Here is a 21,759-nt window from a genome sequence, read left to right as displayed (position 1 = left end):
TCTTCGCGAATGAATTCGCTCCCACAGATTTGTGTTTGCAGTCCAACATAGAATCTCCCACAGGTATCGATCGCCAGCGGGTAGATAACTAAACCACTTCCAGCCGAATCTTGTTCTGCGCCAGCAACTGCACCAGTGCGGGAGCCGGGGCCTGGTCAGTTACCAGGCAGTCGATCAGGGTGATCGGTCCCAAACGAACCATGGCGTTGCGGCCGAACTTGCTGGAATCGGCAGCCAGAATGACTTGCCGGGCGTTGGCAATGATCGCCTGGGAGACGCGTACTTCCTGATAATCGAAATCCAGCAGACTGCCGTCTTCATCAATCCCGCTGATGCCCACCAGCGCGAAATCGACTTTGAACTGGTTGATGAAGTCCACGCTTGCCTGACCCATCACACCGCCGTCACGACGCACGTTGCCGCCCGCCAGCAGGACATCGAAATCCTCTTTGGCGCTGAGCATCGAGGCGACGTGCAGATTGTTGGTGATGATTTTCAGGTTGTTGTGATTGAGCAGGGCGCGGGCGATCGACTCGGTGGTCGTACCGATGTTGATGAATATCGACGCGTGATCGGGAATTTGCGCGGCAATGGCTTCGCCGATGCGTTGTTTCTCGTCGCGCATCTGATCCGCACGCATGGCGTAAGCGGTGTTTTCAATGCTCGAGTCATAAGCTGCGCCACCGTGGTAGCGGCGCAACAGGTTCGATTCCGCAAGCTGATTGATATCGCGGCGGATAGTCTGAGGGGTTACAACGAATAGCGTGGCCATTTCCTCGATGCTGACATAGCCGCGTTCACGGACCAGCTCGAGGATTTGCTGTTGACGGGGAGGCAGGTTCATTTTTGTTGAGTGTCCTTCAGGCTGCCAAATGGCGTCCATGATGCCGCAGGCATGTACTGCCTGTCAGCCGGAAACTCGAAAGCTATGATCCTGCCACTCCGTCGCAAGCGTAACCGTTAGTCGTTGTTGTCGTGCGGTTCCCAGTCGCGGGTGCGGGCTACGGCCTTCTGCCAACCGGCGTAGAGCTTTTCCTTCTCTTCTTCGGCACATTGCGGCTCGAATTCGCGCTCGATAACCGCCTTGTTCTTCAGTTCGTCCAGGCTGCTCCAGAAACCAATGGCCAGACCGGCCAGATAGGCGGCACCCAGTGCAGTGGTTTCGCGCATTTTCGGGCGCTCGACCGTAGTGCCGAGAATGTCGGCCTGGAACTGCATGAGGAAGTTGTTGGCCACTGCGCCACCGTCAACCCGCAGGGATTTCAGGCGTTCGCCCGAGTCTTGCTGCATGGCGTCCAGAACGTCGCGGGTCTGGTAGGCGATGGACTCCAGCGCTGCGCGGATGATGTGATCGACTTTTACACCGCGTGTCAGGCCGAACAATGCACCACGGGCATACGGGTCCCAGTACGGAGCACCCAGACCGGTAAATGCCGGCACCAGATAAACGCCGTTGCTGTCCTTGACCTTGCCTGCGAAGTACTCGGTATCCACGGCATCGGTGATGATTTTCAGCTCGTCACGCAGCCATTGCACCGTCGAACCGCCGTTGAACACAGCGCCCTCCAGAGCATAAGCCACTTCGCCACGCGGACCGCAACCGATGGTGGTCAGCATGCCGTGGGCGGACTTCACGGCTTTCTTGCCGGTGTTCATCAGCAGGAAGCAGCCAGTGCCATAAGTGTTTTTGGCCTGGCCTGGCTCGACGCACATCTGGCCGAACAGCGCAGCCTGCTGGTCACCCGCGATACCGGCAATCGGAATACCGCTTTTGCTCTGGCCGTAAACTTCGGACGAGCTTTTCACTTCCGGGAGCATCTCACGCGGGATATCCAGCACGTCGAGCATGCGCTGATCCCATTCCAGGGTATGGATGTTGAACAGCATGGTGCGCGATGCGTTGGTGTAGTCGGTGACGTGCACTTTGCCGCCAGTGAATTTCCAGATCAGCCAGCTATCGATGGTGCCGAACATCAGCTCGCCTTTGCGGGCGCGTTCGCGGCTGCCTTCAACGTGGTCGAGGATCCACTTGACCTTGGTGCCCGAGAAGTACGGGTCGATCACCAGGCCAGTGGTGTCCTTGATGTACTCTTCCATGCCGTCGCGCTTGAGCTGCTGGCAGATTTCGGTACTGCGGCGGCACTGCCAGACGATGGCGTTATAAATAGGGCGACCGGTTTCCTTTTCCCAGATAACCGTGGTTTCACGCTGGTTGGTGATACCGATGGCGGCAATCTGATTGTGGTGCAGATCAGCCTGAGCCAGTGCTTTGGTCATGCACGCGGTTTGAGTGGCGAAGATCTCCATAGGATCATGTTCAACCCAACCCGCTTGAGGGTAGTGCTGAACGAATTCGCTTTGCGCGGTGCTGACGACATTGGCGTCGCGGTCAAAAATGATTGCACGAGAGCTGGTCGTACCCTGATCGAGGGCAATGATGTAGTTCTTGTTCTGGGAGTCAGTCATGTCGATTGCCTTGTGCTAATGGGTGAAGTTAAAAGCAGACGCGCGAGATTCAAGATGAAATCTGGGCTTTGCCTGGAACAACGTCAGCGTCTTTTACAGCCACAGTCTCTACAGCAGGAACGGCGCGTGGCAGATGGCGCGCAATCAGCGCACGATAGCCAGCGGCACCGAGGCACGCACCAAGAATCGGCGCGAAAATCGGAATCAGAAAATACGGTATGTCACGGCCACCGGTAAACGCGACTTCATCCCAGCCCGCGAGGAATGTCATCAGTTTAGGACCAAAATCCCGGGCCGGATTCATCGCGAAGCCAGTGAGTGGAGCAGTCGAGGCGCCAATCAGAGCAACCAGCAAACCGATCAGCAGAGGCGCGAGTGCGCCGCGGGGCAGGCCGTTGTTGTCGTCAGTCAGGGACATGATGACGCACATCAGAATCGCCGTGATTACACATTCCACCAGTGCAGCCTGACCTACGGAAATGGCCGGGTTAGGGTAAGTGGAAAATGCTGAGGCGAGTTCAAGGCTGGCAACTGAACCACGAATCATCTGATGCGTTTGTTCGAATTCGAAGAACAGGCTGGTGTACAGCAGATAAACCAGACCGGCACCGCAGAAGGCTCCTGCAATTTGCGCGGCTATATAGAATGGCAGTTTTCGTTTTTCAAAACCGGCAAAAATACTCAGCGCGATGCTGACGGCCGGATTGAGGTGCGCGCCGGAAACACCTGCGCTCAGATAGATAGCCATGGCAACTGCCAGGCCCCAGATAATGCTGATTTCCCAAAGCCCGAACGTGGCACCCGCAACCTTGAGCGCTGCGACACAGCCGGTACCGAAAAAAATCATCAGGGCAGTGCCCATGAATTCGGCCACGCATTGACCTTTCAGCGTTGGTTCTTGCAGTGCATTTGTCATGAAAACCTCTTTTTTGTTCTTGTGCGGCTCTGTGTGAAAATCCACCAGTGCGCGTCTTTTAACGAGCTCGAGGAAACCCCATCCTCGACCTCTGGATTCGACCTTAAATGGAACTAAAGTTCCAGTGAATATTCGCAAACGAAAAAAAATAAACAGGAACGAATGTGGTTTAGGGTGGAACCGAACCTGTGGGCACTGTCAGGCGCAGGGCTTTTTACGCGCATTGATCGGGGTTGTGTACACCTTCTTTGAATTTTTTGAGCATTTCACCTCCTGCCCAGTAATCGCGGGGTGTACAGACGTTTGATCGCCTAGAATAATTGATCTGGATTGGTCGCCTTGGCCTGGAGCGCTGTATGACACCTGCACTGGATCTGTTGAAAAAAGTTCGTGCTGAACACCGAATATACAGTTACGAACATGACCCCAAAGCTGCCTCTTATGGCCTTGAGGCGGCGGAAAAGTTGGGCCTCGAACCGGCGCAGGTATTCAAGACGCTGCTGGCCAGTACCGAAAAAGGTGAATTGCTGGTCGCTGTGGTGCCGGTTGTTGGCACCCTGGACCTCAAGGCGTTGGCAACCGCTGCGAAGGCCAAGAAAACCGAAATGGCTGACCCGGCTGCTGCGCAGCGCTCCACCGGCTATCTCTTGGGCGGTATCAGCCCGCTGGGTCAGAAGAAGCGGTTGCGTACTTTTATTGATCAAAGCGCTGAGCAGTTCGCGACGATTTACGTCAGTGCCGGGAGGCGCGGTCTTGAAGTAGAACTGGCGCCGAAGGCACTTGCTGAACATACCGGCGCGATGTTTGCGCCGGTGGGGCGCGGCTGAAAGTATTTCTCTGCTTTGTAGCTGCACGCAACTCACCTACGGAAGAATTTCAATAACTGCCGCCAAGTTCGCGGCAGTCACAGAATCTGTAGGAGCTGCCGAAGGCTGCGATAGCGGTGTGTCAGGATGAACGCTTCGCAGCCTGCGGCAGCTCCTACAGAAATGCATTCCAATTCACTGGTTTGCATTTTGTTTGGCCAGAGTAACCAAGGCTTTCAATCGCACTGGAGCATCACTCATGTATCTCGAGTTTCATCAGGTCGACGCCTTCAGTGATCGTCCGTTCAGTGGCAATCCGGCGATGGTTTATCGCCTCGATGCATGGCTGGCTGATGAGTTGATGCAGCGCATTGCCGCTGAACACAATCTAGCGGAAACCGCGTTCGTTGTTCGCGAGGCGCTCGGTTGGCACATCCGCTGGTTCACGCCCAGGACTGAAGTCCCCTTGTGTGGGCATGCGACGCTGGCTGCTGCTCATGTGCTGTTTAATATTTTCAGCGAGCCTTCGGAGCAGCTCGATTTTTTCAGCAAGTCAGGTGCTCTGAGCGTCACGCGTGAGGAGGGGCTATTGCTGCTGGACTTCCCGGCGATGATTCCTCACGAGGTCGGCGTGACAATTGAGCTTGAGCGTGCCTTGGGCACCAGTATTGTTGATGCGCTGGGTTCGGCGGAGTTGATGGTGGTGCTTGAGTCCGAACAGGCAGTGCGTGAATGCACGCCTGACATGGCGGCGCTGGCACGGTTACCCTGGCCTGGTGTGATCGTGACCGCGAAGGGTGAACACGTTGACTTCGTCTCGCGCTATTTCGCTCCGGCAATTGGCATTCCCGAAGATCCGGTCACCGGCTCGACCCACTGTGTGTTGATTCCGTACTGGGCCGGTCGACTGGGCAAGGATGTGCTCAATGCCTACCAGTGTTCTGAACGTGGCGGGGCGTTGTTCTGTCGGCTGGAAGGGGATCGGGTGAAGATCGGCGGGCATGCCACGCTGGTGGCCAGCGGGACGTTGATGGTGAGTCTGGGCTAAACCGCCTGCTGCACCGCCACGCTACCTGCAGCGGGGAACAGCACCAGATGATCGGCCGAAACCCGAATACCTACCTGCTCGCCGGGTTGATAATCCGCATGGCTGGGGAAGACTGCTTCCAGTTGGCTACCGGTCGGCAGTTGCAGGCGGTACAGCGTCGCTGCGCCCTGAAAGGTTTTGCTGGTGACGCGGGCGGCAAGAGTGCTATCGGCATCGAAGACGATGTCGTCCGGTCGCAGCAATACGTCCACTGCGCTCCCTTTTGTGCCTGAGTAAGCGCGGTTGCCTTGCAGTACACCCAATTCGGTCTGAACGGATTGCGGATCAATCATGACGCCGCGAATGAAATACCCCTGACCGATAAAGCTGGCGACGTAGGGCGTCAGCGGTTCGTGGTACAGGTTGTAGGGCGTATCCCATTGTTCCAGACGACCTTCCTTGAAGACACCCACATGATCGCTGACAGCGAAGGCTTCTTCCTGATCGTGGGTGACCAGTATCGCGCTGGTGCCTCGGGCCTTGAGGATGTCGCGAACCTCGTGGCTGAGGCGGCGGCGAAGTTCGCCGTCCAGATTGGAAAACGGCTCGTCGAGCAGCAGCAGTTGCGGCTCTGGCGCCAACGCGCGTGCCAGCGCAACGCGTTGCTGTTGGCCGCCGGACAATTCATGGGGCAGGCGTTTGCCTAAGGCGCTCAGGTTGACCAGCTCCAATAGCTCGTCGGTCACTTGCTTGAGGCGTGGATGCTTGCGAATGCCAAAGGCGACATTCTCGGCAACGCTCAAGTGCGGGAAAAGCGCGTAATCCTGAAACACCATGCCGATCCGGCGTTTCTCAGGAGGCAGGGTAAAGCCTGGCCTGGAGATGACTTCACCAGCCAGAGTAATTTCCCCGGCGTGAACCGGCTCGAACCCGGCAATGGCGCGTAAAGTCGTGGTTTTGCCACAGCCCGATGAACCCAGCAAGCAGCCGATATCCCCTGCGTTGAGGTGCAGGTTCAGATCCTGCACCACGCGTTGTTCCTGATATCCACAGGCCAGATTGCGCAGGTTCAGCAGCAGTGGCGAACTCATGCTGGCTGGCAGGCAGGCGCAACCAGAAACTCCAGCAGCGCCTTCTGTGCATGCAGGCGATTTTCAGCCTGGTCCCATGCCACAGAGCGAGGATCGTCAAGCAGGTCGACGCTGATTTCTTCGCCACGATGCGCTGGCAGGCAATGCATGAACAGCACGTCTTTGTCAGCGAGATCGAGCAGGGCGCGGGTGACCTGGAACGGGGTGAACAAGGCGATGCGCCTGGCGGTTTCTTCTTCCTGGCCCATGGAGGTCCAGACATCGGTGCTTACCAGATGGGCGCCTGCCACTGCCGCACGCGGATCACGCAGCACCGTCACTCGATCACCCGCCAGCGCCAGAAATTCCGGATTTGGCTCATAACCTTCAGGGCAAGCCACACGCAACTGGAAGTCGAACTGGATCGCGGCTTCTATATAGCTGTTGCACATGTTGTTGCCGTCGCCGATCCAGGCAACGGTCTTGCCTTTGATCGAGCCGCGATGCTCAAGGAAGGTCTGCATGTCGGCCAGCAACTGGCAGGGATGCAAGTCATCGGACAGGCCATTGATGACAGGCACGCGGGAGTTGGCGGCGAACTCGGTCAGATTGCTATGGGCAAAGGTACGGATCATCACGGCATCGAGCATGCTCGAAAGCACTTTCGCGCAATCGGCAATCGGCTCGCCACGGCCCAATTGGGTGTCACGAGGGGACAAAAAGATGGCCTGACCGCCGAGCTGGATCATGCCGGCTTCAAACGAAACACGGGTACGAGTCGAAGATTTCTCGAAGATCATGCCCAGCACCCGACCTTTCAACGGTTCGAAAAGCACGCTTCGGTTTCGCAGGTCTTTGAGCTCTACGCCTCGACGGATCAAGCGCAGGAGTTCTTCTGGCTTGTAATCCATCATCGAGAGAAAGTGCCTGGCGTTCATTATTAACTACCTTTTTTGCAACAGACCGCAGATGCTCAAAGCCGGGTTTTATCGGGAAAACGGGCGAGACCTGCGGCGGAAGCCGCACGGGGCGACGAATAGGGAAGGCGCGATGGTATAAAAAAATGTCGCCTCTTACCAATAAGATGCTCATGTCCGAATGTTTTTTATTCGCAACACAGGCGTTTTTTGCATTCGGAACTTGCTTGAGCTCTCGGGCCAGATAATGCTCTGGCTGGCGGCAACTGGCCATTTTCTGGCAACCGAGGCAGGTATTTGTACACTGCCGCGATGTGACATTGCAATTGGTGCGATTTCTGCAACAGTTTTACTTTCGGAAGGTCATATCGTTGGCTTATGCGATCTGCTTCACGCGGCGCACTGTTAGCCCGTTCCATAAATAATCGCCGTAGGTTATAACTGCGCATCGCGTATCAGGGGGTGGGGAATGGAATCTAAAGAAAAACAGTTGACGGAATTACTCGGGCTCACGGCTCGTACCCTTACGCACCTCACAGCTTCGATGACGTCCATGTCTTTCGAGCTGTTGCGCAGTAACGATGAAGTCACCCGGGCTGCCGGACGACACATGATCGACCGGATGGCGACAATCAGTTCCGGGCTTGATGAACACTGGCGCCTGATCGGCGAGTTGACTGGCGTTCATCTGGCTCAAGAGCAGATCGAAACGGTCCACGAAATCCAGCTGCAGCGCAAAATCACCCCTATCGGGGGTTGATCGTTTTTAGTCATCGGCCCGCCTGATGCCTGTCGATTCATGAGACGAACGTCTCTGGCGCAGTCGCAAGCCACGCCCCATAGTTTCGTTTGAGCGATCGCTTCAGGTCGTCCTGACAAAAATATGAGGCTGGCCATGACCAAGACCCTCCATCACCGTGCCTGCCATCTCTGCGAAGCCATCTGTGGCTTGAGCATCGAGACCACCACCAGTGCTGAAAATCAGGTGTCGATCACTTCGATCAAGGGCGATCCCCTGGACTCGTTCAGCCGCGGCCACATCTGTCCCAAGGCGGTGGCGCTGCAAGATATTCAGAATGACCCAGACCGATTACGCCAACCCATGCAGCGTGTGGGCGATCAGTGGCGGCCCATCGAGTGGCAGGCGGCATTTGATCTGGTCGCCGAGCGGTTGCTGGATATCCAGCAACGTTATGGGCAGAACGCCGTAGCGGTCTATCAGGGCAATCCGAGCGTACACAACTACGGGTTGATGACCCATAGCAATTACTTTCTGGGTTTGCTGAAAACCCGTAATCGCTACTCGGCGACCTCTGTCGACCAGCTTCCCCATCACCTGACCAGTTTCCTGATGTATGGCCACGGCTTGCTGCTGCCCATCGTCGATATCGATCACACCGATTTCATGCTGATTCTGGGCGGGAACCCGCTGGCGTCCAATGGCAGCATCATGACCGTGCCGGATGTCGAAAAACGTTTGAAGGCTATCCAGGCTCGCGGTGGAAAAGTCGTGGTGGTCGATCCTCGGCGCACTGAAACGGCTGCAATCGCCGATCAGCACATTTTTGTGCGACCGGGTGGCGATGCAGCCTTACTGTTTGGTCTGCTGAATACGTTGTTCGAGGAAGGCCTCACCCGCGACAGCCAATTGCCAGTGGACGGGCTGGATCTGGTGCGGGCCGCTATCGCTGATTTCAGTGCCGAAGCCATGAGTCTGCGATGTGGGGTACCGGCCGGGCAGATTCGCCAGCTGGCGCGAGACTTCGCCGCTGCTGACAAAGCTGCGTGTTATGGGCGAATGGGCATTTCCACTCAGGTGTTCGGCACGGTGTGTCATTGGCTGGTGCAGTTGATCAATCTGGTGACGGGCAATCTTGATCGGGTGGGCGGTGTGCTCTGTACCGAGCCAGCGGTGGATCTGGTGGGCGCAACGTCCGGCGGTCATTTCAATCAATGGCAAAGCAGGATTTCCGGGTTGCCGGAATATGCCGGTGAGCTGCCGGTCGCGGCATTGGCGGAAGAAATGCTCAATGAGGGGGAGGGGCAGATCAAGGCCCTGGTGACAGTCGCAGGCAACCCGGTGTTATCGACGCCCAATGGCCGCCAGCTTGATCAGGCGCTGGATGGTCTGGAGTTCATGCTCAGCATCGATCTTTACATCAACGAGACCACGCGCCATGCCGATCTGATTCTGCCTTCGACCTCGGCACTGGAAAATGACCACTACGACACGACGTTCAACACGTTTGCGGTGCGTAACGTCACGCGCTTCAATCGGGCCATTCTGGCCAAACCCGAGGGGGCGCTGCACGACTGGGAAATCTTCGTCGGGCTGGCGAAAGCCTTTGCCGCAAGGGCGGGGCGAGAGTTGAAGCCGACGATGCCTCCGGCGCTGATGATTGATCGCGGTCTGCGTGCGGGTCTTTACGGTGATGGTTCGGATTACAAGCTTTCGCTGGACACCTTGCGGGAGCATCCTCATGGTCTGGACCTTGGCGCGTTGAAGCCCAATCTCGGCCCGCGTCTGAAGACCGCCAATGGCCGTATTCAGGCCGCGCCTGATGTTGTCCTGTCGGACCTCAAGCGGTTTGCGCGGGTCGACGCTCCGGCAGCGGGTGAGTTGTTACTGATCGGCCGCCGCCATGTACGCAGCAACAATTCGTGGATGCATAACTATCATCGGTTGGTTAAGGGCAAGCCTCGTCATCATCTGTTGATGCACCCTGATGACTTGGTCAGTCGTGGCTTGAGCGACGGGCAGCAAGTACGCGTGAGTTCCCGGGTGGGCGTTATTGAGGTGCAGGTTTTAGCCAGTCTGGACATGATGCCGGGCGTAGTCAGCCTGCCTCATGGCTGGGGGCATGCCAAACCCGGTGTGCAGATGGACATTGCCGCGCAGCAGCCGGGGGAGAGTGCCAACGACCTGACCGATGAGCGAGAACTTGATAGCCTTTCCGGCAATGCGGTACTCAATGGCGTGAGCGTTCAGGTCGCTGCGGCATGATCGCCGGGGTAAGGTAAGGCTGAGCGTAGCGCTCGGGTTTCCGTTACAATGCGCCACCGTGTCGACAACTGAGTCGGAAAAGTTAAGCCGAGGTGCTCCATGGATATCATCGAAACGATCAAAGACCAGATTGCCAACAACACCATTCTGCTCTACATGAAAGGTGCTCCGAATGCCCCGCAGTGCGGCTTTTCGGCAAAGGCTTCCCAGGCGTTGATGGCATGTGGCGAAAAATTCGCTTATGTCGACATCCTGCAAAATCCTGAAATCCGCGCCAACCTGCCAAAGTACGCCAACTGGCCAACGTTCCCGCAACTGTGGGTGGCCGGTGAGTTGGTCGGCGGTAGCGATATCATCACGGAAATGCAGGCTGACGGCTCGCTGCAAGAGCTGGTGAAAGGCGCAGCAGCCAAGGCAGCTGCGGGTAATACCGAAGCCTGATAAGAGTCGCTCACCTGCAGGAGCCAACTTGTTGGCGAAGCGGTTGACCGGTTTGCAGATGTGTTGGCTGACCTGACGCCTCGCGAACAAGTTCGCTCCTACCGGTTGGTGTTCATACGGCACCAACGTAGCGACAAAGAAAAGCCCGCTTTCGAGAGAAGGCGGGCTTTTTCGTTAGCGTCACCTTGGCCGCTTACCTGTAGGAGCCAACTTGTTGGCGAAGCGGTTGACCGGTTTGCAGATGTGTTGGCTGACCTGACGCTTCGCGAACAAGTTTGCTCCTACCGGTTGGTGTGCATACGGCACCAACGTAGCGACAAAGAAAAGCCCCGCTTTCTCTCGAAAGCGGGGCTTTTTCGTTACCGGCAGACCAGATGGATCAGTCTTCGCCCATCTGCGATTGCAGGTAGTTCTCGATACCGATTTTCTCGATCAGACCCAGTTGGGTTTCCAGCCAGTCGATGTGTTCTTCCTCGGACTCGAGGATGTCTTCCAGCATTTCACGGCTACCAAAGTCACCGATGACTTCGCAGTGAGCAATGGCTGCTTTGAGATCAACCAGGCCTTTGTGTTCGATCTTCAGGTCGCACTCAAGCATTTCCTTGGTGTGTTCGCCGATCAGGATTTTGCCCAGCTCTTGCAGGTTAGGCAGGCCTTCCAGGAACAGGATGCGCTTGATGAGCTTGTCAGCGTGCTTCATCTCGTCGATGGATTCGCGATACTCGTGCTTGCCCAGCTTGTTCAGGCCCCAATCTTCATACATGCGGGCATGCAGGAAGTACTGATTGATCGCGACCAGCTCGTTTCCGAGGATCCTGTTGAGATGCTGGATGACTGTAATGTCGCCTTTCATTTTTGAGGTCCTGCCGATGGCTTGTATATATAAAGCGCGAGTTTGATCTGCGCGTATTAGTCTGTCAAACCTAAGTTATTGAATAATAAGTGAAATTAAATAGGAATAAGAATGTTTGTGTTCCGCATCTTGATGCTAAGCGTTTGAATTACAGGCATAAAAAAACCGGACACTAGGTCCGGTTCTTTGAAATAGGTCAATCAGGCGGGTGAAAATTCTGCTGGATAAGCTAACGCCGCTTGGCTGGTTTGCAGCTCGGTAAGGGTATCGCGTACCACTTCTTTGGCTAAACAGGCGCATTTGCCACATTTGGTGGCAACACCCAGTGTTTCACGGACGTCTTTGTAACTGCAGCAACCCTCGAATATTGCATCTCGGATTTGACCGTCGGTAACACCTTGGCAGAGGCAGACATACATAAATGAGAACCATCGCTGTAATTTCTCGTTGCCGGGGATACTAATGTTAATGAGAATGCTTGTCAAAACTCATTGAGAAGGTTTCTCTCTGTACCGACGAGTGGTGAAATTACATCAGGTGAGGGTCGCATTAGTGGTCTGTGAGGGGGGATGACAGTGGGATTTGTTGTGGCCTGTTAAAAGCATTCGCGGGCAAGCGCGCTCCTACAGCTGAAACGCGATCCAACTGTAGGAGCGCGCTTGCCCGCGATAACATCAGCTCAGTCACAACAGAATTGCAGTTGTTAATCAGTCGCCGAAATCTTCCCAGCCACCCATCTGCTTCCAGCGATTGACGATGCCGCAGAACAGCTCGGCGGTTTTCTCGGTGTCGTAACGCGCTGAGTGCGCTTCACGGCCGTCGAAGTCGATACCGGCTGCCTGACAGGCCTTGGCAAGAACGGTCTGGCCGTAGGCAAGCCCGGCCAGCGTCGCGGTGTCGAAGCTGGAGAAGGGGTGGAACGGGTTACGCTTCATGTCGAGCCGCGCAACCGCCGCGTTCAGAAAGCCCAGGTCGAAGCTGGCGTTGTGGCCGACCAGCACCGCACGCTTGCATCCATTGGCCTTCAGTGCCTTGCGAACACCACGGAAGATGTCATTCAGCGCGGTTTCTTCACTGACGGCCATACGCAATGGATGATCGAGTTTGATACCGGTGAACTCAAGGGCGGCGGCCTCGATGTTGGCGCCCTCGAACGGTTCTACGCGGAAGAAGTGCGTGTGCTCCGGGAACACAAATCCGTCTTCGTCCATGCCGATGGTCACTGCCGCAATTTCCAGCAGGGCGTCGGTAGCGCAATTGAAGCCACCGGTCTCTACATCGATGACAACAGGCAGGTAGCCGCGAAAACGGGCTGCCATGGGGTGGCGCGAACCGCCGCCCTGACCTTCCTGTTCGTCGTCGAAATGATCTTCACTCACGCGTGTTTCTCCAGCAGACGCCAGCGCAGTTTTTCACCGGCGCGCAGCGGTATTACGGACAGCTCGCCAAACGGCAGACTGGTGGGCGCGGTCCATTCTTCACGGACCAGCGTAATAGTGTCCTGAGGCGCAGGCAGGCCGTAGAACGCCGGACCGTGGAGGCTGGCGAACCCTTCCAGTTTGTCCAGTGCATTACGTTGCTCGAAAGCCTCAGCGTACATCTCGATCGCTGCATAGGCGGTGTAGCAGCCTGCACAGCCGCAAGCGTTTTCCTTGGCATGCTGGGCATGCGGCGCCGAATCGGTGCCGAGGAAGAACTTCGTGCTTCCACCGGTAGCTGCATCAAGCAGCGCGGTCTGGTGCGTATTGCGCTTCAGAATCGGCAGGCAATAGAAGTGCGGACGAATCCCGCCCACCAGCATGTGGTTGCGGTTATAGAGCAAGTGATGCGCAGTAATCGTGGCGCCGACATTGGCCGAAGCCTGATTGACGAACTGCACAGCCTCAGCGGTGGTGATGTGTTCAAACACCACTTTGAGTGTCGGGAAGCGTTCAACGACACGCGTCAGGTGTTCATCAATGAAGATTTTCTCGCGATCAAAGACGTCGATGTCGCTACGGGTCACTTCTCCGTGTACCAGAAGCGGCATGCCGACTTCGGCCATTGCTTCGAGAACAGGGAAAATCTTGTCGATGCTGGTCACACCCGAATCGGAGTTGGTGGTCGCTCCGGCCGGGTACAACTTGGCAGCATGGATAAAGCCGGTGGCTTTGGCCGTGCGGATGTCTTCCGGCTGTGTCAGGTCGGTCAGGTAAAGCACCATCAGCGGTTCGAACGGGCTGCCGGCAGGGCGAGCCGCCAGGATGCGCTGACGATAAGCGTCGGCCTCCTGAGCATTGCGAACGGGCGGTACCAGGTTAGGCATGATGATTGCGCGGCCAAAAGTGCGCGCAACGTCAGCAACGGTGTGGGGCAAAACAGCTCCATCGCGGAGGTGTATGTGCCAGTCGTCGGGACGCAAAAGGGTCAGGAGGTCGGACATTGGGGATTCCAGGCGGGTCAAACTCGCTGGGAATGCTACCGGAAAAGACTCTCTCAGGCACCCGCTATCAAGTTTTGTAGGAAGTTACCGATAGCCCGTTGTAGGAAGTCTTTTTGTTATGCAGTCATTTTTTAGTGGAGCCTCCCGTGCGCCAGCGATATCTAGCCCTGCTCAGCGTGTTCGCCAGCTTCCCGGCCATGGCAATGACTTTCCAGACCCGTCTGGAAAGTATTGAGTGGAAAGTGGAAGGCGATCAGTTCGAGTGTCGCCTCAGCCAGCCCATCACCGATTTCGGTGCGGGTGAGTTCGTGCGTCGTGCAGGTGAGCAGGCCACATTCCGGATCAAGTCGGCCGGCGGCATGGCGGGCGGCGGCTCGGCGACCCTTTTGGCCGCGGCTGCGCCATGGCAGCCGGGGCGCGGCGATATCAATCTGGGTTCAGTCAAAGTCAATAATGGTGAATTTCCGTTCAGCAGTTCGCAGGTACAGGCCAGTCGGCTGATCAGCGGTCTGATGGAAGGTCGCAGCCCGGTCATCCGCCATTACTCCCGTGATGCTGCTGGTACCACCGAAGTGCGCCTGCTACCGGTCAAATTCAATAAAGCCTTCAGCGATTATCAGCAGTGCGTCACCAAACTGCTGCCGATGAACTACGACCAGGTCAAGCAGGGCGAAGTCGGTTTCCCGGGCGGAGGCATCGATCTTGATGCGCAAGCCAAGGCTCGCTTGCAAACCATCGTGGCCTATCTCAAAGCCGATCCGACGGTTAATCACGTCGAACTGGACGGACATTCAGATAACAGTGGCAATCGCCTGACCAATCGTGACTTGTCCCGGCGTCGCGCCCTGGCTGTCATGGATTTTCTGAAGGCTCAAGGCATTCCCGAAGAGCAGATTACTCTGCGTTTCCACGGCGAACGCTATCCGCTGGTGCCTAATACCAACAACGCCAACCGTGCGCGCAACCGTCGCGTAAACATCCATCTGGAGCGTATTGCGCCGGATGAAAGACCCGCTCCTGTTGCGTTGAACACGGCTCCCGCGAAAATCTGACGACGACTCGCCACTCGTCGCCAGATCGACATAATCTGTCGCTTCATCGTCAGAAGCTGTCGCGCTACTGTAAATCACGCCGTTTGAGCGGTAGAATCACCGGTTTTCCGTACAACCCGGTGGAGTGATGGCATGGCGGACGTAAACAAGGTAGTTCTCGCGTATTCCGGTGGCCTGGATACTTCGGTAATCCTCAAGTGGCTGCAAGATACGTATAACTGCGAAGTAGTGACCTTTACCGCTGACCTGGGTCAGGGCGAAGAAGTCGAACCCGCACGCGCCAAGGCAAAAGCCATGGGCGTCAAAGAAATCTACATCGATGACCTGCGCGAAGAGTTCGTGCGTGATTTCGTGTTCCCGATGTTCCGCGCCAACACCGTCTACGAAGGCGAGTACCTGCTCGGTACCTCTATCGCTCGTCCGCTGATTGCGAAGCGCCTGATCGAAATCGCCAACGAAACCGGCGCTGACGCCATTTCCCACGGCGCTACCGGTAAAGGTAACGACCAGGTTCGTTTCGAACTGGGTGCATACGCACTGAAGCCTGGCGTGAAAGTCATTGCCCCATGGCGCGAGTGGGACCTGTTGTCCCGCGAGAAGCTGATGGACTACGCCGAGAAGCACGCGATCCCGATCGAGCGTCACGGCAAGAAGAAGTCTCCATACTCCATGGATGCCAACCTGCTGCACATCTCCTATGAAGGCGGCGTGCTGGAAGACACCTGGACCGAGCACGAAGAAGACATGTGGCGTTGGACCGTGTCCCCGGAGAAGGCTCCGGACACCCCACAATATCTGGAGCTGACTTACCGCAACGGCGACATCGTCGCGCTGGACGGCGTTGAGATGACGCCTGCCACTGTGTTGGCAACGCTCAACCGTATCGGTGGCGAGCACGGTATCGGTCGTCTGGACATTGTCGAGAACCGTTACGTGGGTATGAAATCCCGCGGCTGCTACGAGACGCCAGGCGGCACTATCATGCTGCGCGCTCACCGTGCCATCGAGTCGATCACTCTGGACCGCGAAGTGGCTCATCTCAAAGATGAGTTGATGCCCAAGTACGCGAGCCTGATCTACACCGGTTACTGGTGGAGCCCTGAGCGTCAGATGCTGCAGCAGATGATTGACGCGTCGCAGGCTCACGTGAATGGCGTGGTGCGCCTCAAGCTCTACAAAGGCAACGTGATCGTGACCGGGCGCAAGTCTGATGAGTCCCTGTTTGATGCCAATATCGCGACCTTCGAAGAAGATGGTGGCGCTTATAACCAGGCAGATGCTGCAGGCTTCATCAAGCTCAATGCGCTGCGCATGCGTATTGCAGCGAACAAGGGCCGTAAACTGTTTTAACGACGTGTCCTGAAATGAAGATGCAGCACCTTTGGGGTGCTGCATCTGAAAATGACTGAGACTTGCGAGATGCTGCCTGCGCGGCGGCTCTTGCAGTCTGTTCAGTTACCTTTGCGGCGTCGAAAGTTGCCGTTCAAGGTGCTGCCGTGGTGCCTAAGGGGCGGGGATAAATCTGCCTGCGTTCAGTTGTGACGTTTCAGGGCGTCATGATTTTTCCGAATTTTTATTCTCCCTGTAAATTCTATATCTAACGTGTTTTCCAGATCGTTACGCCTGCATGAGCGTGTCTTCACGCTGAGCGTCTTTGTGCGCTTTAACAGGGTGGCGAGGAGGGGCGGACATACATTGGGTTTTCCGAAAGCCTTGATAGCGACCAGGCTATTTATCTGATGGATCGACTGGAGGATAAAGAACCCGGCTGTTGAAATTGAGCGTGAGGAAAAATAACACAACCAGTGCAGAGGGAAACGCAATAAGAAACCATATATAAATCTGACGGTTTTCTTCATCAAGATGAGGGAGTACCGTTGTCGCTGATGCTTCACACAAGGCAGCGAACATCGCGATGATGCTGATCGGGTTGATAAGGCGTGGTAGTAGTTTCATGGTGTTTTCTCAAATAAGACCTTAATGGAGAAAGAGGGTGTAGGTTCGGTGAACTTCAAAAGAGGTGCACGCTTACCTGAATCGTGTATGAGTTTTCTTTGTTTTTTCAGTTTTCTTTTTTAAACCCTTCTAAGGGGAGGGGTCGCCCTCGTTTATCTTGAATTCGAATCGATACGCTTTTCCTATGTTCCATACCTGGCGAACGCTCAAGCCGAGAATGTTGGCAATCTCGGGTGCGGAGTATCCAAGGCTTGAGTAATGCATTGCATGCCCCGCCACAGTATCGTCAATATCTGACGTTTCAGACCGATGTGCTCTACCGGTTTCGCTGACCGGGCGGCTGAATGCGATTTTTACACCGTGCTCCGCGGCCAGTTGTTTGATATCTCTCTTGTTCATTCTCAGCGAGTATTGCAGTGCGTTAATTCCGGCGCCTTTCGCCACTAGCGCTTTGAGGGTTTGCAACTTTTCAGGGTTATCAACGGCTGCAATTTCAGGTGCTGTTTTTGCACTGGAGGTACCCAGTGTGGCTGCCTGATGTGCAGCTTGCGAGACGATGTCAATAACGCCGCCCTGGGCTACAAAGTGTTCAACAGCTGCCGCAAGATCCAGAGAGTCTGCCTCTTGAGGGCAGGCACCGGAGATTTTGTTGTTCATGATATATCCCTTTTTGAACATGGTTGTACACAGGGCCCATTCAAAAAAGAATCGTCGGTCCATATCAGGGCGCGGTCAGCGGAGGCTGTTCGGATGGGGGCATGTTCGTGCTGCCCGAATCCCTTCGGCTCTCTAGTGAGGGAGAGTCCATTTAAAGCAACGCTTTTTTGATGGGTCAAATTGGCATCATTTGTTAAGTGGGTTTCATGTAGTCCTGCATGTTTTATCTGTGATTAGTGGAAGGGTTCTTGAAAAAGTAACGACTGGTAATAAAATTTGCAAGTAAAAAAGCTTTCGCTAGAGGGATTGATTTATAAGGCAATTGATTTTCTTACATGGTGATTTTCAACGTCTGTTAGTGTTGTAGTACATTTCCTCTTTAGTGAGGGTATATGGATTTGCATGGGGATATAGTATTAGCTTTCAGCCGGTTGGCTGCCTGAGGTCGGTCTCCGTCAGAAAAGTCATGCATTATTTTTGGAAATTTCTTATGAGGTAGAGGTTGTCCGATTTTATGGCTTGTGCGGTGCATGAATACCGCACAATTAAATGAGCAAGGAGGCCATTCTTGCTTGAATGCTCAGTCGTTTCCGAAATCTAAGTAGGAATTTTCGTAAAATATATATATTTACAAAATTGCTGCTGCAAAGTGTGTATTTTTTAAACGTCGCAGAGGCTGATGGCCTGAAATATTCTGTTGGCACAACCGTGACGCTTAATGTGGCGGTGTTCTGACATATTGAACCTCGCCGCCGAAGCACAGGGCCAGTGTCTCAGAAATGTAACAGTGTGTTTGTGCTCGTGAGGTCCGGAAAATTTGAGGACGTGTGAAGGGAATATGAAAGCACCTTTTCTGGTGATGGCTTGAAGCTACCTAGACTGAGTGCTCGACCTGTTGTCACGGATGTCGATAGCTTGAAGATCCACCAGGTCGGTGTAATGCATGTTTATTAGTCCAAAGGGATATTTGAAAAATGCTTGACCTGAACATAATAATTCTATTAGTTGAGCCACGCCCCATTATCTTGACTTTGTACAAATCAGTTAATTTCTCTTTTTCAGCGCAGGCAGACTTGTGATGGCCTCTTATGTAGCGTCATTTAGACTGATATTTGTAGGAGTATTCTGCGCTAATTGTGGGAATGGTCTTTGGCTGTCAGTCCCAAGGGGGGCGCGCCATGCAAAGCACTAAACGACTAAGCTATTGTGCTCACTCTGAAAATTCGAAAAGCGAAAATTGGACTGCCCATGAATAAAGTGCTGATCGTGGACGATCATCCCGTCATTCGCCTTGCTGTTCGTATGCTGATGGAGCGCCATGGCTATGAGGTTATTGCGGAGACGGATAATGGAGTGGATGCCCTGCAACTGGCTCGTGAGCATTTGCCCGATATCGTGATTCTCGACATAGGCATTCCAAAACTGGATGGCCTTGAAGTCATCGCCCGTCTGTCTGCAATGACGCTGCCGTTCAAGGTGCTGATCCTGACCTCGCAGGCTCCTGGGCATTTCTCCATGCGCTGCATGCAGGCCGGGGCCGCCGGATATGTCTGCAAGCAGCAGGACCTCACCGAGCTGTTGAGTGCCATCAAGGCCGTATTATCGGGCTACAGTTATTTCCCCAACCAGGCCCTGCATACTGTTCGCTCAAGCATGGGCAACGCCAGCGAAGCTGACATGGTTGATCGTCTGTCTGGCCGGGAAATGATGGTGCTGCAGCAATTGGCGCGAGGTAAAACCAATAAGGAAATTGCAGATGGAATGTTTTTGAGTAACAAAACAGTCAGTACCTATAAGACTCGACTGTTGCTTAAGCTCAATGCTCATTCGTTGGTCGATCTCATCGAGCTTGCCCAACGTAATGGTCTGGTCTGAGGAGATCTGGTGATTTTTACCAGAGGGAAATCATGATATGCGCTGCAGCTTTTGGCGCTGAGCGCTAAAGCCTCTCGCACATGAGAGGCTTTGAATAGGCAGGTGAAGCGGGGGGCAGCGATCAAAGATCGTAATCGTAATCAGCCAGTTGCTTTTGCAGGCGTCTTTCTTCAAGCATGTTGTCGATCGTGCGCCGTTTGCTGAGATTGGTCTTGGCAGGTTCAACAGGTGCGGGCTCTGCATCATCTGATTCAACTGCAATGAAGTCGTCGTCTACGTCCAATTGCTCTTTGTCAGTACTCATAAGGTGACTCCAGACTTGTGCTGTCGTTGGCGCACCTTATAGCGAGTATCTGCGAGCGGGTAAAAAAGATTTTTTCAATCGATCAGTCGTTTGAGGGCCTATCGCTCAATCGTCCGAGGTCTTGTGCTTGTAATCGCACAGGTCTTCGATCATGCAACTGCCGCAACGTGGCTTGCGAGCCTGGCACACATAGCGGCCAAGCAGGATCAGCCAGTGGTGGGCGTCCAGCAAATAATCCTTGGGTACAAACTTCATCAGTTGCTTTTCTACCTCAACCACATTTTTTCCTGGAGCGATGCCGGTACGATTGCTGACACGAAATATGTGGGTGTCTACCGCCATGGCTATCTGGCGGAATGCAGTATTGAGCACCACATTGGCTGTCTTGCGTCCCACGCCGGGCAGGGCTTCAAGTGCTTCGCGTGTCTGCGGCACTTCTCCACCGTGCAACTCCATAATCATTCGGCATGTTTCTATAACGTTTTTCGCCTTGCTGTTATAGAGGCCGATGGTTTTTATGTACTCGGACAAGCCTTCAACACCCAGCTCATAGATTGCCTGTGGCGTATTGGCGACAGGATAAAGCCGGGCGGTGGCCTTGTTCACGCTGACATCGGTCGCCTGCGCCGAAAGGATCACAGAAATGAGCAGTTCAAATGGCGTGGTGTATGCCAGCTCGGTCTTTGGATCTGGGTTGTCTTCGTGAAGGCGACGAAAGATTTCCAGGCGTTTTGCAGCGTTCATGAACCGGGATTTTCCTTGGGGGCGATAGCTTGCGGATTGGCTGACAGATTCTGCTCTGCGACCTCAAGGGCGCGTTCGGCATGTTGAAGCTCAGTTGTCAGGCTCGCGATCTGTTCTGACGAGGCCTCGGTCGTCTGCGCTTTTTTCAATGCCGCGCGGGCCATGGCCAGCTGAATTTTTGCACGTTTGACGCTGCTGTTGTCCATCCGCGGAGTCGGTGTTGCGACTGGGCCGGGTTGCGCGGACTGAAGGCTCTCAAGGGCTTGTTCGGCCGTTTCGTATTCCTGCTGCAATTGAACCAGACGTGCTGCCTGCTCGGCGATGGGCGGGTGACCGAATGCCTTCAGGGACTTATTGAGCTGGGCCCTGCTCATCGTCACGTTGATGCGGGCTTTTTTCAATGCATCGTCGTCGACGGCAACGCTTTGCGCGCCTGTGCGCTCATCTCTTGATTGCGCAGTTGAGCGAGGGGGTTCAGGTGCTGCTGCGGCCCTTTGCGCGCGCGCAACTCGCTCAGCGTGCCGACGCTCCTCTTCGCGTCGCAGTCGCGCGTTGCGGGACTCGAAGCGACGTCGTGCATGGTTTCGCTTGTGGCTACGATTCTGTTGCTCAGTCATAGTCGCGGCATACCCGCTGACGATAGGAATGACGTTAGAAGGCAGCGGCAGCAGGTCGATACAATCCACCGGGCAGGGGGCTATACACAGGTCGCAACCGGTACACTCATCGACGATCACGGTGTGCATGAACTTTGCCGCGCCGACGATAGCGTCGACCGGGCAGGCCTGAATGCACTTGGTGCAGCCAATACATTCGGCCTCCCGAATAAACGCGACTTGTGCTGGCGCAGAACCCCGCTCCGGATCGACGCGCAGCGCTGGAACGCTGAGTAACTGCGCCAGGGCAGCAACGGTCTCATCGCCACCCGGCGGACATTTGTTGATTGCTTCGCCTTGGGCTATTCCTTCTGCATAGGGCTTGCAGCCGGGATGTCCGCATTTTCCGCATTGGGTCTGGGGGAGCAGGGCGTCGATGCTTTGGATGAGGTTCATGGTTTTGCCGGGTTGCGAGCGTGTGATGGGTGTTGCAAAGGGTGGATATGACCGGCGTTCGCATGCCCTGAAGGTGTTTGTGCGCCGAACAGAGATCCTGTGGGAGATTCTATGTTGGCCTGCAAGCACAAATCTGTGGGAGCGAATTCATTCGCGTAGGGGCCGGTCCATTCGATGTATCTGTATCGTCAGGAATG

General features: G+C 55.1%; 22 protein-coding genes. 8 read left to right on the top strand and 14 right to left on the bottom strand.

Annotation, left to right across the window (positions count from 1 at the left end; translation table 11 throughout):
• Positions 1-88: 88 nt before the first annotated feature.
• The 3 genes from RX972_RS15980 to RX972_RS15970 all read right to left on the bottom strand — a co-directional run bounded on the left by RX972_RS15980 (position 89) and on the right by RX972_RS15970 (position 3,382).
• Positions 89-844: a DeoR/GlpR family transcriptional regulator gene (locus RX972_RS15980; protein WP_027900765.1), complete on the bottom strand. Its 756-nt coding sequence runs from the start codon at positions 842-844 to the stop codon at positions 89-91.
• 116 nt (positions 845-960) lie between these two features.
• Complete coding sequence (gene glpK / locus RX972_RS15975; RefSeq protein WP_027900764.1) at positions 961-2,466, bottom strand: glycerol kinase GlpK; 1,506 nt, start codon at positions 2,464-2,466, stop codon at positions 961-963.
• Positions 2,467-2,515: 49 nt separating this feature from the next.
• Positions 2,516-3,382: an MIP/aquaporin family protein gene (locus RX972_RS15970; RefSeq protein WP_099270388.1), complete on the bottom strand. Its 867-nt coding sequence runs from the start codon at positions 3,380-3,382 to the stop codon at positions 2,516-2,518.
• Positions 3,383-3,738: 356 nt separating this feature from the next.
• Between RX972_RS15970 and ybaK the strand changes: the two genes are divergently transcribed.
• Both ybaK and RX972_RS15960 read left to right on the top strand, forming a co-directional pair.
• Positions 3,739-4,209: a Cys-tRNA(Pro) deacylase gene (gene ybaK / locus RX972_RS15965; protein WP_316876811.1), complete on the top strand. Its 471-nt coding sequence runs from the start codon at positions 3,739-3,741 to the stop codon at positions 4,207-4,209.
• Between the two features lie 238 nt (positions 4,210-4,447).
• A complete protein-coding gene (locus RX972_RS15960; protein WP_316876808.1) occupies positions 4,448-5,236 on the top strand; it encodes a PhzF family phenazine biosynthesis protein in 789 nt (262 codons plus the stop codon).
• On the opposite strand, the gene RX972_RS15955 is transcribed toward RX972_RS15960, so the two are convergent.
• Both RX972_RS15955 and argF read right to left on the bottom strand, forming a co-directional pair.
• On the bottom strand, positions 5,233-6,306 hold the full coding sequence (locus RX972_RS15955) for an ABC transporter ATP-binding protein (protein WP_316876806.1): 1,074 nt from the start codon (positions 6,304-6,306) through the stop codon (positions 5,233-5,235). The two genes, RX972_RS15960 and RX972_RS15955, sit on opposite strands and share 4 nt — an antisense overlap.
• Complete coding sequence (gene argF, locus RX972_RS15950; RefSeq protein WP_027900759.1) at positions 6,303-7,223, bottom strand: ornithine carbamoyltransferase; 921 nt, start codon at positions 7,221-7,223, stop codon at positions 6,303-6,305. Before argF ends, RX972_RS15955 begins: the two co-directional genes overlap by 4 nt.
• Positions 7,224-7,671: 448 nt before the next feature.
• Between argF and RX972_RS15945 the strand changes: the two genes are divergently transcribed.
• From RX972_RS15945 to grxD, 3 genes are all read left to right on the top strand, one after another.
• The gene (locus tag RX972_RS15945) at positions 7,672-7,962 is read left to right on the top strand and encodes a hypothetical protein (RefSeq protein WP_027900758.1); all 291 of its coding nucleotides are present in this window, start codon (positions 7,672-7,674) and stop codon (positions 7,960-7,962) included.
• 135 nt (positions 7,963-8,097) lie between these two features.
• Positions 8,098-10,206, top strand: coding sequence for a molybdopterin oxidoreductase family protein (locus RX972_RS15940; protein WP_316876802.1), 2,109 nt, complete (start codon positions 8,098-8,100; stop codon positions 10,204-10,206).
• A 99-nt stretch (positions 10,207-10,305) separates the two neighbouring features.
• On the top strand, positions 10,306-10,647 hold the full coding sequence (grxD, locus tag RX972_RS15935; RefSeq protein ID WP_087269113.1) for a Grx4 family monothiol glutaredoxin: 342 nt from the start codon (positions 10,306-10,308) through the stop codon (positions 10,645-10,647).
• A gap of 379 nt (positions 10,648-11,026) precedes the next feature.
• On the opposite strand, the gene bfr is transcribed toward grxD, so the two are convergent.
• The 4 genes from bfr to pyrC all read right to left on the bottom strand — a co-directional run bounded on the left by bfr (position 11,027) and on the right by pyrC (position 13,922).
• Positions 11,027-11,500 carry a bacterioferritin gene (gene bfr / locus RX972_RS15930; protein WP_027900754.1) on the bottom strand — a complete coding sequence of 158 codons (474 nt, stop codon included), beginning with the start codon at positions 11,498-11,500 and terminating at the stop codon, positions 11,027-11,029.
• A 200-nt stretch (positions 11,501-11,700) separates the two neighbouring features.
• Positions 11,701-11,919, bottom strand: coding sequence for a bacterioferritin-associated ferredoxin (locus RX972_RS15925; RefSeq protein ID WP_032627525.1), 219 nt, complete (start codon positions 11,917-11,919; stop codon positions 11,701-11,703).
• 288 nt (positions 11,920-12,207) lie between these two features.
• Entirely contained in the window at positions 12,208-12,879 is a 672-nt protein-coding gene (gene rnt, locus RX972_RS15920; protein WP_027898437.1) for a ribonuclease T, read from the bottom strand.
• The gene (gene pyrC, locus RX972_RS15915) at positions 12,876-13,922 is read right to left on the bottom strand and encodes a dihydroorotase (protein WP_027898438.1); all 1,047 of its coding nucleotides are present in this window, start codon (positions 13,920-13,922) and stop codon (positions 12,876-12,878) included. Before pyrC ends, rnt begins: the two co-directional genes overlap by 4 nt.
• Before the next feature lie 146 nt (positions 13,923-14,068).
• On the opposite strand from pyrC, the gene RX972_RS15910 reads away from it, so the two are divergent.
• Complete coding sequence (locus tag RX972_RS15910) at positions 14,069-14,974, top strand: flagellar protein MotY (protein ID WP_027898439.1); 906 nt, start codon at positions 14,069-14,071, stop codon at positions 14,972-14,974.
• Between the two features lie 132 nt (positions 14,975-15,106).
• Positions 15,107-16,324: an argininosuccinate synthase gene (locus RX972_RS15905; RefSeq protein WP_027898440.1), complete on the top strand. Its 1,218-nt coding sequence runs from the start codon at positions 15,107-15,109 to the stop codon at positions 16,322-16,324.
• 378 nt (positions 16,325-16,702) lie between these two features.
• Here RX972_RS15905 and RX972_RS15900 read toward each other — a convergent pair whose 3' ends face one another.
• Positions 16,703-16,930, bottom strand: a complete 228-nt coding sequence (locus tag RX972_RS15900) for a hypothetical protein (RefSeq protein WP_122394860.1) — start codon at positions 16,928-16,930, stop codon at positions 16,703-16,705.
• Positions 16,931-17,059: 129 nt separating this feature from the next.
• Positions 17,060-17,587, bottom strand: coding sequence for a hypothetical protein (locus RX972_RS15895; protein ID WP_231675444.1), 528 nt, complete (start codon positions 17,585-17,587; stop codon positions 17,060-17,062).
• Between the two features lie 1,248 nt (positions 17,588-18,835).
• Here RX972_RS15895 and RX972_RS15890 point away from each other — a divergent pair.
• Complete coding sequence (locus tag RX972_RS15890) at positions 18,836-19,462, top strand: response regulator transcription factor (RefSeq protein WP_025261490.1); 627 nt, start codon at positions 18,836-18,838, stop codon at positions 19,460-19,462.
• A gap of 121 nt (positions 19,463-19,583) precedes the next feature.
• Here RX972_RS15890 and RX972_RS15885 read toward each other — a convergent pair whose 3' ends face one another.
• The 3 genes from RX972_RS15885 to rsxB all read right to left on the bottom strand — a co-directional run bounded on the left by RX972_RS15885 (position 19,584) and on the right by rsxB (position 21,562).
• A complete protein-coding gene (locus RX972_RS15885; protein ID WP_027898442.1) occupies positions 19,584-19,766 on the bottom strand; it encodes a PA3496 family putative envelope integrity protein in 183 nt (60 codons plus the stop codon).
• 105 nt (positions 19,767-19,871) lie between these two features.
• Positions 19,872-20,510, bottom strand: a complete 639-nt coding sequence (gene nth, locus RX972_RS15880) for an endonuclease III (RefSeq protein ID WP_027898443.1) — start codon at positions 20,508-20,510, stop codon at positions 19,872-19,874.
• Positions 20,507-21,562: an electron transport complex subunit RsxB gene (rsxB, locus tag RX972_RS15875; RefSeq protein ID WP_316876792.1), complete on the bottom strand. Its 1,056-nt coding sequence runs from the start codon at positions 21,560-21,562 to the stop codon at positions 20,507-20,509. Before rsxB ends, nth begins: the two co-directional genes overlap by 4 nt.
• Positions 21,563-21,759 lie beyond the last annotated feature (197 nt).

It is taken from the genome of Pseudomonas syringae group sp. J309-1 (assembly GCF_032582135.1).
GTDB lineage: Bacteria > Pseudomonadota > Gammaproteobacteria > Pseudomonadales > Pseudomonadaceae > Aquipseudomonas > Aquipseudomonas quasicaspiana.
This window is presented reverse-complemented; position numbering and strand designations above follow the sequence as displayed.

Coding starts and splice junctions, on each gene's coding strand:
- RX972_RS15940 (WP_316876802.1), top strand. CDS start 8,098: ATGACCAAGACCCTCCATCACCGTGCCTGCCATCTCTGCGAAGCCATC.
- nth (WP_027898443.1), bottom strand. CDS start 20,510: ATGAACGCTGCAAAACGCCTGGAAATCTTTCGTCGCCTTCACGAAGAC.
- rsxB (WP_316876792.1), bottom strand. CDS start 21,562: ATGAACCTCATCCAAAGCATCGACGCCCTGCTCCCCCAGACCCAATGC.
- ybaK (WP_316876811.1), top strand. CDS start 3,739: ATGACACCTGCACTGGATCTGTTGAAAAAAGTTCGTGCTGAACACCGA.
- RX972_RS15980 (WP_027900765.1), bottom strand. CDS start 844: ATGAACCTGCCTCCCCGTCAACAGCAAATCCTCGAGCTGGTCCGTGAA.
- bfr (WP_027900754.1), bottom strand. CDS start 11,500: ATGAAAGGCGACATTACAGTCATCCAGCATCTCAACAGGATCCTCGGA.
- RX972_RS15925 (WP_032627525.1), bottom strand. CDS start 11,919: ATGTATGTCTGCCTCTGCCAAGGTGTTACCGACGGTCAAATCCGAGAT.
- glpK (WP_027900764.1), bottom strand. CDS start 2,466: ATGACTGACTCCCAGAACAAGAACTACATCATTGCCCTCGATCAGGGT.
- pyrC (WP_027898438.1), bottom strand. CDS start 13,922: ATGTCCGACCTCCTGACCCTTTTGCGTCCCGACGACTGGCACATACAC.
- RX972_RS15895 (WP_231675444.1), bottom strand. CDS start 17,587: ATGAACAACAAAATCTCCGGTGCCTGCCCTCAAGAGGCAGACTCTCTG.
- RX972_RS15970 (WP_099270388.1), bottom strand. CDS start 3,382: ATGACAAATGCACTGCAAGAACCAACGCTGAAAGGTCAATGCGTGGCC.
- RX972_RS15945 (WP_027900758.1), top strand. CDS start 7,672: ATGGAATCTAAAGAAAAACAGTTGACGGAATTACTCGGGCTCACGGCT.
- grxD (WP_087269113.1), top strand. CDS start 10,306: ATGGATATCATCGAAACGATCAAAGACCAGATTGCCAACAACACCATT.
- RX972_RS15905 (WP_027898440.1), top strand. CDS start 15,107: ATGGCGGACGTAAACAAGGTAGTTCTCGCGTATTCCGGTGGCCTGGAT.
- RX972_RS15960 (WP_316876808.1), top strand. CDS start 4,448: ATGTATCTCGAGTTTCATCAGGTCGACGCCTTCAGTGATCGTCCGTTC.
- RX972_RS15890 (WP_025261490.1), top strand. CDS start 18,836: ATGAATAAAGTGCTGATCGTGGACGATCATCCCGTCATTCGCCTTGCT.
- RX972_RS15900 (WP_122394860.1), bottom strand. CDS start 16,930: ATGAAACTACTACCACGCCTTATCAACCCGATCAGCATCATCGCGATG.
- argF (WP_027900759.1), bottom strand. CDS start 7,223: ATGAACGCCAGGCACTTTCTCTCGATGATGGATTACAAGCCAGAAGAA.
- RX972_RS15885 (WP_027898442.1), bottom strand. CDS start 19,766: ATGAGTACTGACAAAGAGCAATTGGACGTAGACGACGACTTCATTGCA.
- RX972_RS15955 (WP_316876806.1), bottom strand. CDS start 6,306: ATGAGTTCGCCACTGCTGCTGAACCTGCGCAATCTGGCCTGTGGATAT.